General features: G+C 48.7%; 6 protein-coding genes. 2 read left to right on the forward strand and 4 right to left on the reverse strand.

Features of this window, described 5'->3' with window-relative positions; genetic code table 11:
• Positions 1-221: 221 nt before the first annotated feature.
• The 4 genes from ACR6Z4_RS00390 to ACR6Z4_RS00405 form a co-directional block, all read right to left on the reverse strand.
• The gene (locus tag ACR6Z4_RS00390; RefSeq protein WP_479715224.1) at positions 222-3,335 is read right to left on the reverse strand and encodes a two-partner secretion domain-containing protein; all 3,114 of its coding nucleotides are present in this window, start codon (positions 3,333-3,335) and stop codon (positions 222-224) included.
• 607 nt (positions 3,336-3,942) lie between these two features.
• Entirely contained in the window at positions 3,943-4,686 is a 744-nt protein-coding gene (locus tag ACR6Z4_RS00395) for an SDR family oxidoreductase (RefSeq protein WP_479715225.1), read from the reverse strand.
• A 144-nt stretch (positions 4,687-4,830) separates the two neighbouring features.
• Complete coding sequence (locus ACR6Z4_RS00400; RefSeq protein ID WP_479715226.1) at positions 4,831-5,463, reverse strand: nuclear transport factor 2 family protein; 633 nt, start codon at positions 5,461-5,463, stop codon at positions 4,831-4,833.
• A gap of 369 nt (positions 5,464-5,832) precedes the next feature.
• Positions 5,833-8,112 carry a caspase family protein gene (locus ACR6Z4_RS00405; RefSeq protein ID WP_479715227.1) on the reverse strand — a complete coding sequence of 760 codons (2,280 nt, stop codon included), beginning with the start codon at positions 8,110-8,112 and terminating at the stop codon, positions 5,833-5,835.
• A gap of 697 nt (positions 8,113-8,809) precedes the next feature.
• Between ACR6Z4_RS00405 and ACR6Z4_RS00410 the strand changes: the two genes are divergently transcribed.
• Complete coding sequence (locus tag ACR6Z4_RS00410) at positions 8,810-13,105, forward strand: PAS domain S-box protein (protein ID WP_479715228.1); 4,296 nt, start codon at positions 8,810-8,812, stop codon at positions 13,103-13,105.
• A complete protein-coding gene (locus ACR6Z4_RS00415) occupies positions 13,102-17,406 on the forward strand; it encodes a PAS domain S-box protein (protein ID WP_479715229.1) in 4,305 nt (1,434 codons plus the stop codon). Before ACR6Z4_RS00410 ends, ACR6Z4_RS00415 begins: the two co-directional genes overlap by 4 nt.
• The last annotated feature ends 115 nt before the right edge of the window (positions 17,407-17,521 follow it).

The raw sequence follows: 17,521 nt of genomic DNA on the forward strand, positions 1-17,521 counted from the left end.
GGATTGCCAGCACCATCGTCACGTGTGAAAAAGTGCCGGAATACGTTTGAACACGGTGTTGTGAGAGCCGCGCAGAGCGCGGCTCTCACAACAACCGGAGTCTATCTAGGCGCGAAGCGCTATATTCGCCAGGGAAAATGCTGGAGATTCAAAATATAGATTTTTAGCGCTAGGCAAAGCATATTGCCGAAAATCTGTAGGTTTACGCCAATTTAATCAGTTTAGGGTCTGCTTTGGCAAGCAACAGCCAGATCCAACGGATTCTGCACGACCGAATCAGACGATGTCGCGATCAGAACTACTGTCCCACCATCAGCGATCTGCCATCTGGTTGCCTCAAGCTGTGGCGTATGGGTGGACGTTGGTGTGAGATCGGTATCAAGGATAGGGGGTACGGATGAGGTGGAGGACTGGGTAACGGTGGGCTGGCGACGGTCTTGCCAGTCAGCATCATCGTCTAATTGCTGTTCGGGGGTGGGCGGTAACCCCCCTCGACCACTGACGATAAAGGAGTTGCCCTGGTTTGCCGGACAGCCTTGAGCAATTTGCTGCGATGAATCGACTAAGTCGGTTGGCAATTCCACTAAACCCGATGAGGGATCAATGCCTGCGGTTGTGATGTCGATTGTGCCGCTTAAATTGGAGGTTGCACCAGATGCGGTAATGTCGCTCAGCCGCGTGGGGCGAGAGCGAGACTGAATGCCGTAAATGGCAAATGCATTGATGCTGACGTTTCCACCCCGAAAATCTTCTGAATTGGCGCTGATATCACTGTTTTCGCTGGGTACTGCCACAAGAAACTGGGTATTGATGGCAATATCACCACCGGGAATACTGCTGCCAATGGCGTTTGTTGTAATATTGCTGCCATTGCGTAACAGAATTAAAGGCGATCGCACCGTAATATTGCCGCCGCCACCCGATGTGTCTGCCTCAATGCTGCTGTGATTGAGATAAATTTGATCGGCACCGACAAACACAGAACCGGCTTGTCCTTGACTTGAACTGCTGACCGTTACTTCGGCACCATCCGTCATCCACAAACGTCCTGCTTCAACCCGAATTTCACCCCCTCGTCCGGTTGCAGATGCTTCTGTGGTAGTTCGTAAGCCGCTGATATCCCCAGATGAGTTCATCCCCGAGAGCATGACTGCATCTGAGGTCGTGATATGAATGTTGCCAGCATTACCAGCTCCATACGTTGTGGCTGAAAGCTGAGCACCATTTAAGACAGAGAGCGATCGCGCCATAATATCAATAGTGCCACCCCTGCCAACCCCGGTGTCTGCCAGCGTACTGGTCGCATCGCCATTATCAAACACGACGCGATCGCTGGCTTGGATTTGGATATTGCCAGCATTGCCCTGACCCCCCGCATTTGTATTGATGCCTCCTCGGTCGGAGACTGAGAGAGAATGAGTGGTGATACTCACCTCTCCGCTGTTGCCTACTGCTCCTGCCGTGGTTGAGGTAAATACGCCACTGACAATATATGGGAAAAGACGCTCTGTTCCGCTGATCTGTATGGCATCGCGAGCATGAATTGTAACGCGACCTGAATTACCAATGCCACCGAGATTGTTTGTATACACAGCCCCGCCATTGGTCAGAAATAGGGAGCCGGTGGTAATCGTGACATCTCCGCCTTGACCGACTGCCTCTGGTGTAACCTGGGTCGAGATCACGCTATTCGGGTTGCCTCCGTCAGGGGCATTATCATTGAGAAGGGGAGCTTCACCATCTAATGAAACGATGTCGCGGGCATGAATATTGACATCTCCTGCATTTCCCTGACCTCTGGTTCTGGAAATGATTTGTGGACCATTGGTAAATATCAATGAACCTGTGGTGATGTTGATATCGCCAGCGTTGCCGACAGCGTTAGGTTCGACGCTATTAAATAAAGCGGTTCCATACCCACCCGTGCGATAACCATCAAAGGCAACGCGATCGCGAGCGTTAATATTAACGCTGCCTGAATTTCCTCGACCTGCGGTTCCAGACGTGATTTGAGCACTATTTCTGAGAAACAGTGATCCTGTGGTGATATTAATACCACCCGTATTCCCGACCCCTGTGTCACTAATAATATTGAAGATTGCGCTACTAAAGCTAAAACGGTTATAGCCAAACAAAGAGACGCGATCGCGAGCGTTAATATTGACGCTACCGATGTTGGAGTGTCCACTCAATATAGAATTAAGTTGAGAACCATGGGTGAGCGAAAATGATCGGGTGTTGATGTTGATATCACCTGCATGACCCACCCCGGTTGAACTGACATAATTGTAGACAAAACTGCTATCAAACGAGATGCTCTGATCGGCTGTAAGATTCATGTTGCCGATGCTTCCACGACCCTGTAAAGTATTGAATACAAGACTATTACCGATGGAAATAGAGTCGGTTGCATTCAGCTCAATGTTTCCAGTTTGAGTCTGAGCAGATCCAAAATCGGCAGGAATCCCAACATTCATCGAACTTCTAAAGATAGTAATTGTGTCCGCCAGAATTCGAATACTGCCACTGTTGCCTTCAACATTGATTGTGCTAAAAATACTACCCCTGTTTCTGATAGCAACATCTGCTCTATTCATGGTATTGGGAATATGAATCTGCCAATCTTGCCGAGTGGTCGATAAGTTGACGCTGCCGACGCCACCCACCCCCGCTAATTCGACATAGCTTCCCGGACTGATGGTCAATCCTCCATGCAGTTGAACGGGACCGCCAACTAACAAAAGATTTTGCCGCAGGGGAACCTGTAAGCCTGTATCGTTAGCTGTTGAGCGGTTGATGATGGGTGCAGGGGTCGGTTGGTTAAAGAACAGCGCATTAGGCCTAACGGTGAGCAACTGATTGGGCAAGGGTTGCGTTGCATCGCTGCTAAATACGTCACCATTGGCAAACCCGATTGCCGTGGCAGTGGTTGCCACAAATGACCCGCCAATATTCAACGCAGCATGGGGTGCTAAAAGAATGCCATTGGGGTTTAGCAGAAATAGATTTGCGGTACCATTTGCCCGAATCACGCCATCAATTCGAGATACCGATCCACCCGTTACTCGGCTGAAAATAGTATGAACAGATGCCGCATTGTTGAAGGAAGCAGACCCACCCGTGGGGACTGAAAACTGCCGGAAGCTATGAAACAGATTATTGCCTTGCCGCATCCCTCCAGTAATCTGAAAATGAGGATTGCCAGAAACGTGCGATCGCCCTCCCACAGGTAAGGTAGCATCGGGAATCACTTGTGCGGCGATCGGTTGAGGATAACCCATGAGCCACATCGTGCAACCTAGCCAAACCCAGCTATTCAGGTGCCATTGATTCATTGTGCTTTTTGCCTCGTGTAACCGGATAGGATGGGTTGCGTGTCTTAGTCAAGTGATGATCTCCGGCGCAATCTCTGCTGGCTTGCTGGTTAGATAAAGGGTGGCAAGCGTTTCTACCTGAGATGTCGCATGGGCGAATGTGAGAGTCATGCCGATAGGGATGAAAGGACTGCTATGATAGGGTCTTCGGTCAGACAATTGGCAATCACGCAGCCTGTCGAACCCGCACCAATCATAACAGAATCATAGTGAGTCATGATTCTTTCTCCAGATTTAGCGGTTGATTATCATTTGCTGCATCGATTGTTATGGAAACCTGTAACAACCGAAGGGCTGATTGGGACAAGGGCACGGTAACTGTGCTTCCAGGCAGGGATTCTATCTCTGCATCCATTAACCATTCAATTGCTAGTGTTGCAAACACAAAATTTGCAACATGGGGGTTTGGGGGCTGCGCCCCCAAGAGGGGGTTTTACCCCCTCCACCCCCTCTAAAACTTTTAAGTTGGTGTACTAGATCTGAAAAATATAGTGCTTCGCATTTAGAGAGATTATGGTGATTGTATGAGAGCCACGCTCCGCGTGGCTCTCATACAATCACTTATACTTCAGGCGCTGAAACCGCCATCAATCATCAAACTGGCACCCGTAATGTAACCTGCCTCAGGACCTGCCAGATAGGCAACCATCCCCGCAATCTCCTCAACGGTGCCATAGCGAGGCACTGCCATAAATGTTTTGAGCACATCAGCAAACTCACCTTCAGATGGGTTCATGTCGGTTGCTGTGGGACCAGGCTGCACATTATTGATTGTGATGCCGCGAGGTCCAAGGTCACGCGCCAACCCTTGCACTAACCCTTGCAGCGCAGATTTACTCATGGCATAAACGCCACCTCCAGGGAAGGGCATCCGTTCGGCGTTCGTGCTACCGATGTTAATGATTCGTCCGCCCGATGGCATGTGCTTGACGGCAGCTTGAGTTGCAACAAACACAGCTCGCACGTTTATGGCAAACGTGCGATCAAAGTCTTCCAGTTTGAAGTCATCAATCGATCCGACCATCAACACCCCCGCGTTATTGACCAGAATATCGATGCCACCTAATTTAGACACGGTGTCTTCTACCGCCGCCACTACGGCCTGGGCATCGGCACTGTCAGCCTGAATGGCTACCGCTCGACCACCAAACGCTTGCGCCATCCGGGCAACGTCATTAGCTTGAGTCGATGAACTGGCATAGGTAAACGCAACGTCAGCCCCTTCACTGGCTAACCGCTGAACGATCGCAGCTCCAATTCCGCGACTGCCACCCGTAACAAGAGCCCGTTTATGCTGGAGTGTATGATTCATATCAAACGTTTCCTTTAGTTGGTAAGACTTTAGCTGTAACGTTGGAAGCGTGGCTCCGCCGCGCTTCCAAAAATAAACTTCCGGGTTTTAATTAATTTGTGATCATTAGGGTTAGCAAACACTGGTTTTGCGCTGCCAGACCCACTAATTGTCTTGATTAATAGTTGCCGAGTAGAAATGCCATCTCCGCTGTTCTGGCGTTGAACCAGGAACATCATTAACTCGTCGCAACGAATAACTACCATGAAATCGCTGTGGGGTGTTATTTGTCGTGACGGATGTAATCGTTACGGGAATCTCAATGTAGAGTGAACCTGCTCCTGCATCTATTTCGCCAGGTTCTCCAATTTCAACCGCAACAGAAGCTGTGTTCGCAAATCCTTGCTTAAACTGCTCAAAGGACTGCTGACTAGCCGTGCCCTCTCCCTCCCATTGGGCATAGGCTTGCTCGTAGTCTCGACGGGCGATCGCACTGTAATAGTCTCGAATCACTTGAACAGCTTGCTGCTGAAGCGACTCAGCATCAGTCGGAGATTCTGTGGAAGGACTTGCGGGGGAGCTTGTACTGGAAGGCGAAGCCGTTGGCGTTGATGTTGGCGTTGATGTTGGCGTTGATGTCGGATCGGATGCGGTCGGAGAATTTTCGGTGGGTGGTGTATTAACTGGCGGTGGCTGGGTTTGGGATGTTTGATTGCAAGCGGTAACGGCGATCGCAAGTAGCATAACGGTCCCCACCACGCGATAAGGGCTTAACCCAAGCCGTAAAGAAAATTTCATCCTCCTCATATAACCTTCTTGGGGTGTTGAATCAGTTTTAATGCTTCCATGCTAATCCAACATCCTGCGGTATGTATGATCAGGGTAAGAATCGCTGTCATCTGAAATCGCAGCCACCAACCGACAAATATTAACGCTCGATTCGGCGGCATGATGACTCCTCACAAAGGCGGTTGAGATCAGCACAAATGGGGTTGTAGGATTTTTGCCTGAACACCCCCTATTGTTGGGCGATCGCCAAATTTAGACCAGATAGGTTTGTGAAGATAAGCCTCAAGTTAAGGTCAAGTTAAGCGCAATATGGATGCTGGTTCAGCGGATATGGTTCGTTCAGAGCGTTTTCAGTACCTGTGTTAGCGTTGGCGATCGCTATCCCTGTGCCGGATCGTACAGTTCAAACATAATTGAGAAGGCTGCCAGTTGATTGCTACTGACCCCTCGCGCATCGTTGCTGGAATAATTGCGGGTGCTGCTACGGGTTCCTTGATCCAGGTCATTCAGCAAGGTTTCTGTGACATCCAGAATCTCTGCATTGGCGACAATGGGTTCTCCGCGAGACGTACCCATGCTGGTCGCCAGATGACCCAATGCGCGCAGGGTATTCCGCAGTGGCACCGTACTAGCGATGAATAGTATTTCAACGATTCCCACCGGAGGCACTAAGTGCAATAAAAAGCGATCGCCCCGTGTTGCATCGGGAACCCGCAACGTTGCACCTCGTGGCACAAGAGCTGCGGCATCAGGAGCATCGAAGGTGCTGGGAAAAACGCTGATAATTTCACCATCAGGACCGATGGATAAAATGCTGGCATACAGATCCCAGACATCGTTGTTATGCAGGGTCAGTTCTACGGTTGTTCCCAGAGGTAACCGGCTGGCATCGGCGGGGATGTTTGTCAGGTCGGGGCTGGGGGTGACAGACTGTTCGGTGGTGAGGCTGCGTTGACCCCGCACCGTCAGCGGTATGGCAGTGGCAGTGGCAGATGTTCCCACGGGTTGCATCGTTGCTGCAATATTAAGCTGAGAAGAACCGGGGTTGATCAAAATGCGGAGTAAGCGGGATGCCAGCAGCACACTAAATTTAGAACGTAAGCGCTGGATGGCATCGGTAACTGATTCCCCGGCATCGGCAAAGGAACCGGGTAATATTGCCTGACCGGGCAAAAACAGTCCGATGCTACCTATGGCTGGCAGATCAACGGTTTCTGTAAGTTGAGATGGATAGAGATCGGTCACGCGCCCCAAGATATAGTCGATTTCACCCTCTTCTAGCGATCGCACCTCCAGTCGGGGCACGCTGGATAAGACCTGTTGCGCCACGGATAATTCATCACCGAGTGAAGCATCGAGAGCAATTCGCAATGCCAAATTGTCAGGAATGCCGCGAATTTTTTCTTGTACAGCAGTTCCCTGATCTAGCAAAGCGCGGCTTGTCCCCAGCATTTGGGCGGATGCGGCTAACCCATCGCGGGATATAAGTTGAATCTGGCTCAATTCCTCACCGTTACTATCCAGTGCCGCAAACACTGATTGATCCAGGGCTGCTAATCCTTGAGCATTGACACCTCCCAGCCACAGGGTAAGGCGATCGCCTTCCGTTGCAATAATGACCCCTTCAGCGGGTGCTGTTTGTTTGGGGATGAAGTAAATCGGTGCGGTTTGTAACTCAGCCGGGACATTGGCTTCAAATTCTGGTTCTTGCAAAATTCCAGACAGCGATCGCGCCTGATTGCGAGTGATCCGTGCCAGTGTTGCCATCGTACTATTGACTGATTCATCCCCGCTGATTTGCCAGAGATATTGGGTCATCAAGTAGGTAAAGGCACCAGCTTCAAAGCCATCAAATCGCGCATCCGAAGCCAGTTGATTGGCTGCCGCAGAGGCGATTACCACCCCTTTGGCAACTCCTGCCTGTCGTCGTTGATAGAAGTCTGCTTCAGACCAGTTGAGTTGCGATCGCTGTTCATCTTGATAGTCTAATTCTCGACGACTGGGATACAGGCGATCATCCGGATGGGTTGCCCCATCGCGCGATCGCACCGTTAATGTGCCCCGTTTGCCACCCCCCGAATGACAACTATCTAAAACAACCGTCACCAACTCTGTGGGCAAGGCACTCATCAATAAAAACAACGTGCGTCCCATAATGTCATTGACATCTCCCCCGGTTTCCTGAAAATTGGCAGGTAAGGGACTGTCAATCGGCACCAGGGTGCTGTTCAGTGGATTATCGGCTTGATAGGGATTTGGATCAACAACCCGCGAACCATGCCCGGAGTAATGAAATATGACGACATCCCCCGGTCGTGCTTGTTTGATCAGATGCTCTTGGAAGGCTGTAAGAATGTTGTTACGAGTTGCTGCTTCATCGGTAAGGGATACAATATCATGACGATTGAAGCCAAATCGATAGACCAATAATTCTTCCTGCATCCGGACATCATTGACACACCCTGCTAAAGGATTCCAATTGAAGCCAGGTGCATAAGCATTGATACCCACTAACAACGCCAGTTTTCGGGGGGTTGGCTGGGCTAATACCCGCGCCATGTGGTTGCCCCGATTCAGCCAATCCCACTGGCTCAGTCCAACGCTGGCAAGGGTTGATCCGGCAAATTGTAAAAACCGGCGGCGATTGAGAAATGTCATCAGATTTACCCTTGAAATATGATTGCCTAATTATCAGGCGATCGCTTTAGTTTTATGCAAGCTTAAAGATCCTCATAAAAACGACTGGGATACCTTTTTGAGGAGAGTACGGCTTCGCCGCACTCTCCCAAAAAAGTTGTAATTTTTAATTTTGTCAGGATCTGTCAGGACGATTGGGGAAGTGAATCTGGAGATCAGTGGTTGCCCATGAAACCAACGGTTTTGCGTGCAAACGTATCCTCAGAATTGGCAACACCAAGCTATTACTCTTCGTTCGTTTTCTTACAAATTTTAAGATGGCTGTAGTTCCCTTTGCGTATAGCTGACGGGAATAATAGATTTAAGATATCTGCCTCTATGTCCTGTCTCTCAACTTAGGAATGGGAATTAAATAACTCCAATGATTTGTTGTACGGGCGAACGGACGTTCGCCCCTCCAAACGATTCAATATTCGATCTTATTTAATCCACGATCCTTAGGCATTGCTCAATATGGCGATCGCTCAGCGTCGTAGGCAGGGTCTTTGGTTCACGATGAAAACAGTGTCATTACTGAATTCCGGAATAAATGTGAACGTGCACCCTTCGAATTCATACCAGGATTCAGTCATGACAAAATGGCTGGTTCCTGTTGATATGAATAGGATTGAGAGACGCGACTGAGATGGGCAATGGCTGACAACTGGAGGCAGAAAAGATGGATTTATTAAACAGTCGTCTGGTTGAGCTGGAACAACGGGTAGCAACCCAAGCCATTGCCCTGGAGACGAAAATAGCGCGAGAAAAATTGGTCGCCCATCTTGCCCATTTCATTTCTACATCGCTGGATGTCCAGTCTGTTTTACAGAGTTGTGTTACAAAAGTCCAGGATTTTTTAAGGTGTGATCGCCTTCTGGTCTACCAGTTCCAACCCGATTGGAGTGGCATTGTGGTTGCAGAATCGGTGGCTGAGGGCTGGCGCTCGGCGTTAGGCGACGTGATTCAGGATACGTGCTTTCAGTTACAAACCTCAACGGTCTCGACTCGTGAATACCCCATTGTCGTCAATGATATCCGGGCGGCTGGTTATACTAACTGTCACAGGCAACGACTGGAAGACTATCAAGTTAGAGCCAGTCTGGTCGTTCCGATTTACGTCGCCGGACAAATATGGGGGTTATTGATCGGGCATCAATGCGACGATCGCCGAACCTGGCACCCAGAGGATGTCACCCTGTTGCAGGATATCTCAGTACAACTGGCGATCGCCATCCAGCACGCTACTCTCAATCAGCAATTACAGCAAGAACGGAGCGAACGGCAACAGATCGAAGCGGCATTCCGGCAAAGCGAAGCCCATCAACGAGCGTTGATTAGTGCGATTCCTGACTTGCTCATGCGGGTTAACCGAGCAGGAATTTACCTGGAATTTGTCACAACTCCAAACTTTCATGTGGTCGGTAATTTGGCTGAAATTGTTGGCACCCATGTGTCTGAAACGTTGCCTGCCGACCTGGCACAATGGCGCATGGCATTTATCCACCTGGCGCTCCAGACCCGCGCCATGCAAATTTATGAACAAGATTTATCAATCAATGGCACAACACAAGTTGAGGAAGTGCGTGTTGTTCCCTACAGCGATGATGAAGTACTGATCTTGGTGCAAGATATTAGTGCTCGCAAACAAGCAGAGAATGCCCTGCGCAAAACGGAAAAGCAATATCAAGAAGCTCAACGGATTGCCCATCTGGGCAACTGGGAACTCAATCTTCAGACTCAAGCTCTATACTGGTCTGATGAAGTGTTTCGGATTTTTGAGATCGATCCGCAGCAGTTTAGTGCTTCTTATGATGCATTTTTAGAGCTGATTCATCCGGACGACCGAGAGCAAGTGAATCAAGCCTATACCCAATCTGTCTGCGATCGCCTACCTTACCAGATTGTCCATCGGTTGCTAATGCCCGACGGTCGCATCAAATATGTTCAGGAGCAATGCGAAACCCTCTATGCCGAAGACGGTACGCCGATTTTGTCTCAAGGTACCGTGCAAGATATTACCTTACAACGAACAACCGAGCTTGAGCGAGAACGGGCTGAGGAGTCGTTACGTCAGGTTGTGGAAGGAACAGCGGCGGTCACAGGAGAGCACTTTTTCCCGGAACTGGTGCAACATATTTCTCAAGCGTTAGGTGTGCGCTATGCTTCTGTTTCCCAGGCAACACCAGACGGCTTTAAAATTCTTGCTTTTTGCTGCGATCAAGTATTGCAACCCAATGAATTTCTGCCCTATTGTGAAGCTCCTTGTTGTGTAAAAGCCTTGAGTCAAGGAGAATGCTACCATCCTGATTCGTTGCAGGTTATCTATCCCGGCATCCATTTATTCACTGCATTACAGGCTGAAAGTTATCTGGGTATAGGGTTGCACAATGCAGCTGGTGAACCCATTGGCAACTTGTGTGTACTGCACGATCGCCCATTACCCAATTCAGTCTGGGCTAAGACCTTATTGAAAACCTTTGCAGCTCGTGCAGGCGCAGAACTCGAACGCTATCAGACTGCCCAGACCCTGGAAAAATTTACCCTTGAGTTAGAAAAACGAGTTGAAGAACGGACATCAGCTTTGCGAGATCGGGAAACGCAGTTACAAGATTTTTTTGAAAATGCCAACGATCTGATTCAGAGTGTATGGTTGGAGACTGGACGATTTGAATATGTCAATCGGGCTTGGCGAGAAACGCTGGGCTATTCAGAAGCAGAGGTACAAGCACTGACGGTGTTTAATATTCTCCATCCTGACTATCGCGCTCACTGCCGTGAGATGATTGCTCAAATCCAGGCAGGAAATGTCTACCTGCTAGAACATGTGGAATTAATCTTTCTAACCAAAACTCAGCAAGAAATTATTGTAGAAGGTAGTATCAACTGCCGCATGGAACGCGATCGCCCAGTAGCAACTCGTGCCATTTTTCGTAATATTACCGAACGCAAAGTGGCAGAAAAGCGCTTGCAAGATCGAGAAACTCGCTATCGGGCTTTGATGGATGGAGCCAGCGATGCCATCTTGTTAGCTGACCAAGCCGGTCATGTATTAGAGGTTAACCTTAAAGCTGAAGAACTATTGGGTTATAGCCGCACCGAGCTGACAACTATGCATGTGACCCAGCTCCATCAACCTGAAAAATTGCCGACTATCACTCAATCCTTTGAAGATGGGGTGGATCAACAGTATACCCAAGTATTGGATGGCAATTTCTTATGCAAGGAGGGTCATAGTGTTCCTATCGACGGTTCTGCCTCCGTGATTGAAATTAATGGCGAAAAAATTATCCAGGGCATTTTCCGCGATATTAGCGATCGCAAACGGTCGGAAATAGCTTTGCGGGAATCTCAACAGTTTTTGCAAACGGTTTTAGATACTTTTCCCTTAGCTGTATTTTGGAAGGATCGAAACTCAGTTTATTTGGGATGCAACCACCTATTTGCTGCTACATCTGGGTTGCAGTCACCCCTGGAGTGTATTGGTAAAACTGATTTTGATTTTTGTTACACAGAATTTGAAGCCCTTAGCTATCGTGCTGATGACGGACACGTGATCACGTCGGGTGAAGCCAAACTGGCAATTGAAGAAATGTTGACATTACCTAGCGGTGAGCAGATATGGCTGGAAACAAATAAACTACCCCTACGAAACTTAACCGGAGATATCATCGGTATGGTAGGAACGTTTCAAGATATCAGCGATCGCAAACAAACTGAAGCCGAATTACGGCAAACGAATAAAGAACTTGCCCGTGCGACTCACCTTAAAGATGAATTTCTTGCCAATATGAGCCACGAACTGCGCACCCCCCTGAATGCCATTTTGGGTATGACGGAGGCACTGCAAGATCAGATTTTTGGCGAGGTCAATGCCGGACAAATCAAAGCCTTACAAACGGTTGAGCGTAGTGCTTCTCATTTGCTAGAGTTAATCAACGATATTCTGGATGTCGCCAAAATTGAATCAGGTCAGATTGAGCTAGATTGCACTCCTACCAGTGTCGCTTTGTTGTGTCAATCCAGTTTGGCATTCATCAAGCAACAAGCCCTAAAAAAGAATATTCAATTAGAGATTCAGCTACCCCAAAATCTAACTCATTTGCCTGATGTATGTGTGGATGAACGTCGCATCCGTCAAGTCCTGATTAACTTGCTCAATAATGCGGTCAAATTTACCCCCGAAGATGGACGGATTATTCTGGATGTAAAGATGCAGGTGTCAGACCGTGACCACCAGACCGATCAGCACTCTGAGAATGCTCGTTCTTCGATTCTGTTTTCGGTGATTGATACGGGCATTGGCATTGCCCCAGAGCATATCAATAGACTATTTCAGCCGTTTATTCAAGTTGATAGTGCGCTCAATCGCAACTATGAAGGCACAGGTTTGGGGTTGGCATTGGTCAAACGCATTGTCGAACTACACGGCGGGCAAGTTGGGTTAACCAGTGAACTAGGGGTGGGGAGTTGCTTTACTATCGAGTTGCCTTGCACCTCTGCTTGTTCCCCAACGGAGAAAATAGCGATCGCTCAGCCGCCCCATGCGTCGCCAATGCTCAACTCTCCTGAAACTCCTACGAATACCCAATCATCTCCTCTAATTTTGCTTGCCGAAGACAATGACGTGAATATCACGACCGTTTCAAGCTATCTTGGGGCAAAGGGCTACCGGGTATTGTTAGCCAACAACGGGCACGATGCGATCGCCCTTGCGATCGCCCATCAGCCAGACTTAATTTTGATGGATATCCAAATGCCCGAAATGGATGGGTTAGAGGCAACTCGGCGCATTCGGTTGGAGCCTGCCTTAGCGGATGTGCCCATTATTGCCCTGACTGCCCTGGCAATGCCCGATGATCGGCAACGGTGTTTAAACGCAGGTGCAACGGAGTACATTGCCAAACCCGTTAGACTAAAAGCACTATTGCAGATGATTCAAATCTTGCTAACCTTTTCGGAAAGGTCCTCGGAATGACTACTTCACCGTCTTCCCATATCATTCATCTTCAGTCCGTCATGATCCGTATGCCGCTGATGGTGGCACCGACGATGAGGGTGGACGATGCGATCGCCAGGATGAGTGAAGCCAACGCCGGTTATGTGCTGGTCGTAGACGAAGATAAGGCGTCTGGGAAGACGGATCTGGTCGGAATTTTGACTGAACGCGATCTACTCCGGATTAACCTTCAGCCTGTCCCCTTAGAGGCGTTATCCATAAGGGCAGTGATGACTCATCCTGTGATCACGCTCAGCGAATCAGACTTAACCGATGTGGCGCTGGTGTTAAACCTGTTTCAACAGCACCAGATTCGCCATTTGCCGGTTCTGGATGATTGCGATCGCGTGGTGGGGTTACTGGAGCGGGGCAGTTTAACAGAGCTGTTGGCACAACAACTGCTGCAAGCTAGATCTGAATCAGAAGAATTGCCGGAGTCTGCACCGATCCATGCCAGTACGGTAGATACAGCGATCGCACCTCAACCGCACTTAACTGTACCCTATGACTCTGTTCAATCAAGCTGCGATCGCCAAGATAATGCGGATACAGATGATATCAAGACTGTCCCCCTAACAGAATCGATTCTTCGTCAGTATGAGCGAGTGTTTGCCACGGCTACTGATGGTATTGCTTTGATTGATCGAAATTATATCTATCAATTGGTCAACCCCGTTTATATAAAACGGTATGGCAAACGCCTGGACGAGGTAATTGGGCATTCTGTAGAAGAATTGCAAGGTAAAACGGTCTTTCAAACAGTGACTCGACATTTGATTGATCGGTGTCTGACAGGCGAGGTGGTGCGCTGTCAGCGCTGGTTTGACTATGAAAATGGGACACGTCAGTTTATCAGTGCTAACTTCGACCCGTTTTTTGAGGTGGATGGTAGCGTAACTGGGGTAGTGATCACCACCCATGACTTGACGGCAACCAAGCAGATCGAACTCCGGCTTGAAATTCAAAGCGCCATCTTAGAAAGAATTGCTAAAGCAGAGCCATTACCCGATACGCTAGAGGCATTGATGCAAGCCATGGAATTGCAGTTGGGGGATGCGATTTGTTCGGTGATGCTATACGACGACGGTAAGTTGTATCCTGGAGGGTCGCTGCAACTATCAGATGCGTATCTGCAAGCGATCACGGGAATTCCTGTAGGGGAAGGGGTCGGGTCATGTGGAACGGCTGCCTTTCGGGGTGACTCTGTGATTGTCAGTGATATTGCCTCGGATCCGTTGTGGCAGGACTTTAAATCCATCGCCTTAGCCCATGATCTGCGGGCGTGTTGGTCGGTGCCTTTGACTGCCAGTGATGATCAACTGTTGGGCACCTTTGCGGTCTATCATCGCACTATTTATAGCCCCACGGAAGCACAACAATCGGCGGTTGCTATGGCGGCTAATATTGCCAGCATTGCCATTGAACAAGCGCAAGTCATGCAATCTCTAAAGCAAGTGAATCAGGAACTTGAACATCGCGTCGAAGAACGCACAGCGGCTCTGTATGCCAGCGAAGAACGCTGGCAGTTGGTTTTGAAGGGAACCAACGCTGGCATTTGGGATTGGGATCTCAGTACCAATAAAATGTTCTTCTCCAGTCGCTGGAAACAGATGCGAGGCTTTACAGACGATGAGATTAGTGATTCACCCGATGAGTGCATCAGCCGCATTCATCCGGAGGATTGCGATCGCGTGATGGCGGCACTAGATGACCACTTTGCTGGTAGAACGGAATTTTTTGAAGCCGAGTATCGTACTCAATGTCAAGATGGCAGTTATTTGTGGGTTTTAGATCGTGCCCAGGCATTACGCAATCAAGCGGGTGAGGTAATTCGTATCAGCGGTTCTGAAACGGATACCACCGATCGCAAACACGCAGAACAAGCACTGGCTCAATACGCTTGTGAAGTTGAAGATCTCTACAATTATGCGCCGTGTGGATATCATTCATTGGATCTGAATGGACGATATATCCGGGTCAACGAAACGGAGTTGCAATGGTTGGGCTATAGCCGAGAAGAAATGATTGGCAAACCCCTGATTGCTTTTTTTACAGATGCCAGTCGTCAAGCTTTCTTCGACAACTATCATATCTTTCAAGCACAGGGTTGGGTGAAAAATCTGGAATACGACATGATCTGCAAAGATGGCTCGATCTTGCCTGTATTGATCAGTGCTACTGCGGTCAAAGATGCAGATGGCAATTATCTCCACAATCGAGCAACCCTGGTCGATATACGCGATCGCAAGCAGGCTGAGCTTGCCCTCAAAGAAAGTCAGCACTTTATCCAAAAAATCGCCGATGCATCCCCCAATATTCTATATTTATATGACGTCCAGGAGAGTCGCAATGTCTATGTGAACCGCGAGATTTCGATGGTTCTGGGTTATACGCCAGAAGAGATTCAGGCGATGGGTTCTCAGCTGTTTTCTAATCTGGTTCATCCCGATGATTTAATCCGATTGCCAGACTACTATGCCCGCATCCATGCGGCTCAGGATGGTGACATTTTAGAATTTGAATATCGTATGAGACATGCCAATGGTGAATGGCATTGGCTGAATAGTCGAGATTCTGTTTTCAGTCGTGATGCCAATGGTCAAGTCAAGCACACCATTGGAACTGCACAGGATATTAGCGATCGCAAACGAATTGAATCTGAATTGATTGAGAATGAAGCTAAATTCCGCAATTTAGTGGAAGGATCCAACAACTTGATTTGGTTCTGCGATCTAAACGGTGTGATGACTTATCTCTCTCCCCAATTCCTTTCGCTGTTTGGCTGGGAACCTGCCGAATGGTTAGGTCAACCGTTTTCAAAATTGGTGCATCCCGATGATATGGATGTGATTGCGGCAGATATGAGAGAACTCGTTGTCACCGGCAAGAAAGCGAATGGACACCCATTTCGGCATTTGCGGCAAGATGGCAGTTATACGTGGGTCTTAACCACGGCGATTTTGGTCAAAGATCTGGAAGGCAGGGCGATCGGCGTTCAGGGGATCTTGCAAGATATTAGCGGGATGAAACAAACCGAAGCCCAACTGCAAGCCATGAATGAACAACTGGCTGTGTCCAACCTGGAGTTAGCCCGTGCCACTCGCCTTAAGGATGAATTTTTGGCAACCATGAGCCACGAACTGCGTACCCCCCTCAATGCTATTTTGGGAATGACGGAAGGTTTGCAAGATGAAATCTTTGGCACCATCAACGAACGGCAACTGAGGGCACTAAACACGATTGAACGCAGCGGCAACCATTTGCTAGAGCTGATCAATGATATTCTCGATGTTGCCAAAATTGAAGCAGGACAAATCGAACTCAACTATACGCTCACCTCGATTGATCATCTTTGCCAATCCAGTCTGGCATTTATCAAACAACAAGCCTTACAAAAAAATATTCAGCTTGATGTTCAACAGCAACCCCATCTGCCAGATTTGTTCGTCGATGAACGACGCATTCGTCAAATCTTGATCAATTTGCTCAACAATGCTGTGAAATTTACGCCTGAAGCAGGGACGATAACCCTGACTGTCGAGAGCCAGGAGATCAATGATATAGCGTTGGGTCGCTGGGTGCAATTTTCTGTGACTGATACGGGAATTGGGATTGCAGCTGAATCAATGCATCAATTGTTTCAGCCCTTTGTCCAGATTGATAGTGCCTTAAACCGCCAATATACGGGGACTGGGTTGGGGCTTGCTCTGGTCAAACGCATGGTAGAACTGCACGGTGGACGAGTCAGCCTCACCAGTGAAGTGGGTGTGGGAAGTTGCTTTACAATCCATTTACCCTGTACTCCCAGTTCTCTCCTTCCTGCTGCAACCCTAACGGTTGCCGAGTCAGCCAGCCCAACCCCCCAGCTTGACTCGTTGCCTGCTGAGGATGCTGACCAATCCACGTTTCTCATTTTATTAGCTGAAGATAATGAAGCGAATATACATACGTTTTCGAATTACCTCGGAGCCAAAGGATATCGGCTCTTGTTAGCTCGCGATGGGGAAGAGGCGATCGCCCTGACAACGACTCATCAGCCGGACTTAATTTTGATGGATATTCAAATGCCGGGGATTGATGGGTTGGAAGCCATTCAAACAATTCGACACGATCCACAACTGGCACACATTCCCATCATTGCGCTGACGGCATTGGCGATGGAGGGCGATCGCCAGAAATGTTTGAATGCGGGAGCTAATGAATATCTTGCCAAACCCATCCGGCTCAAAGAACTGGCTCAAGCAATGCAAACCCTGTTAAGGGACTCGATCAGGGACTAGTGTTGCAAACACGAAATTTTGCAACATGGGGGTTTGGGGGCTGCGCCCCCAAGAGGGGGTTTTACCCCCTCCACCCCCTCTAAAACTTTTAAGTTGGTGTACTAGAACTATAGCG

The organism is Calyptranema fuscum S582, from assembly GCF_055793305.1.